The organism is Azospirillum sp. TSO22-1 (genome assembly GCF_003116015.1).
Lineage (GTDB): Bacteria > Pseudomonadota > Alphaproteobacteria > Azospirillales > Azospirillaceae > Azospirillum.
The window spans coordinates 1-2,281 of the sequence record NZ_LGQZ01000237.1; the positions used below are offsets into that span (position 1 = coordinate 1).

1 protein-coding gene is annotated in these 2,281 nt (G+C 69.0%); it reads left to right on the plus strand.

Features of this window, described 5'->3' with window-relative positions; genetic code table 11:
• Positions 1–2,281, plus strand: a 2,281-nt coding sequence (gene adhE, locus TSO221_RS34610) for a bifunctional acetaldehyde-CoA/alcohol dehydrogenase (RefSeq protein ID WP_109122973.1), incomplete at both ends; no start/stop codon positions are given.

The window sequence follows — 2,281 nt, forward strand, 5'->3', positions numbered from 1 at the left end:
ACGCCCGCATCCCGCTCGCCAGGCTGGCGGTCGCGGAGACCCGCATGGGCGTCATGGAAGACAAGGTGATCAAGAACCACTTTGCCTCCGAGTACATCTACAACGCCTACAAGGACGAGAAGACCTGCGGCGTCCTGTCGGAAGACCGCGAGGCCGGCATCCTCACCATCGCCGAGCCGGTCGGCCTGATCTGCGCCATCGTCCCCACCACCAACCCGACCTCCACCGCCATCTTCAAGGCGCTGATCAGCCTGAAGACCCGCAACGGCATCGTCTTCTCCCCCCACCCGCGCGCCCGCAAGGCGACCTGCGAGGCCGCCCGCATCGTGCTGGAAGCCGCCGTCGCCGCCGGCGCCCCGGCCGACATCATCGGCTGGATCGACGAGCCGTCGCTCGAGCTGTCCAACGCCGTCATGCACCACCCGGACATCAGCCTGATCCTCGCCACCGGCGGCCCGGGCATGGTCAAGGCCGCCTACTCCTCGGGCAAGCCGGCCATCGGCGTCGGCGCCGGCAACACCCCGGCGGTCATCGACGAGTTCGCCGACATCAAGCGCGCGGTGGCCTCCATCCTGATGTCCAAGACCTTCGACAACGGCGTCGTTTGCGCCTCCGAGCAGTCGGCCATCGTCGTGGACAGCGTGTACGAGGCGGTGCGCGACCGCTTCGCCCACCACGGCGGCCACATCCTCAGCGCCAAGGAAGCCGACGCCGTCCGCAAGGTGCTGCTGGTGGACGGCCACCTCAACGCCGACATCGTCGGCCAGTCGGCGCAGAGCATCGCCGCCATGGCCGGGATCAGCGTGCCCGCCGCCACCAAGGTGCTGATCGCCGAGGTCGAGGACGTGTCCGAGGCCGAGCCCTTCGCCCACGAGAAGCTCTCCCCCACCCTGGCCCTCTACCGCGCCAAGGACTTCACGCACGCCTGCGACACGGCGGCGGCGCTGGTGGCGCTGGGCGGCATCGGCCACACCTCGGCGCTCTACACCGACCAGGACCAGCAGACCGAACGGCTGCGCGTCTTCGGCGAGCGCATGAAGACCGCGCGCATCCTGATCAACACGCCGTCCAGCCAGGGCGGCATCGGCGACCTCTACAACTTCCGGCTCGCCCCGTCGCTGACGCTGGGCTGCGGCTCGTGGGGCGGCAACTCGATCTCGGAGAACGTCGGGCCGCGGCACCTGCTGAACCGCAAGACGCTGGCCAAACGGGCCGAGAACATGCTGTGGCACAAGCTGCCCAAGGCGATCTACTTCCGCCGCGGCTGCCTGCCCTTCGCGCTGGAGGAGTTGCGCGGCAGGAAGCGCTGCCTGATCGTCACCGACCGCTTCCTGTTCGAGAACGGCCACGTCTCGGAGACGGTGCGCCTGCTCAAGGGACTCGGCCTGGAGGTCGAGACCTTCTTCGAGGTCAATGCCGACCCGACGCTGGCGGTGGTGCGCAAGGGGCTGGCGCTGGCCACCGCCTTCCAGCCCGACGTGATCCTGGCGCTGGGCGGCGGCTCGCCGATGGACGCGGCGAAGATCATGTGGGTGATGTACGAGGCGCCGGACGTGGCGTTCGAGGATCTCGCCCTGCGCTTCATGGACATCCGCAAGCGCATCTACCGCTTCCCCAAGCTGGGCGCGAAGGCGACGTTCGTGGCGGTGCCGACCACCTCGGGCACCGGCTCGGAGGTGACGCCGTTCGCGGTGGTGACCGACGAGCGCACCGGCATCAAGTACCCGATCGCCGATTACGAGCTGACGCCGACGATGGCGATCGTCGACGCCAATCTGGTGATGGGCATGCCGAAGGGGCTGACGGCGGCCGGCGGCATCGACGCGGTGACGCACGCGCTGGAGGCGTACGTCTCGGTGGTGGCCAACGAGTACACCGACGGGCAGGCGCTGCAGGCGCTGAAGCTGTTGAAGGAGAACCTGCCCTCGGCCTACGCCAACGGGGCCAGGGATCCGAAGGCGCGCGAGCTGGTGCACAACGCCGCGACGATGGCCGGCATCGCGTTTGCCAACGCCTTCCTGGGGGTGTGCCACTCGATGGCGCACAAGCTCGGCGCCGAGTTCCACCTGCCGCACGGGATCGCCAACGCGCTGCTGATCGCCAACGTGATCCGCTACAACGCGGCGGACATCCCGACCAAGCAGACGGCGTTCAGCCAGTACGACCGGCCGAAGGGCGTGGCGCGCTACGCCGAGATCGCCCGGCACCTGAACCTCGGCGGCAGCCGCGACCACGAGCGGGTCGAGCTGCTGGTCGCCTGGGTGGAGGAGCTGAAGAAGGC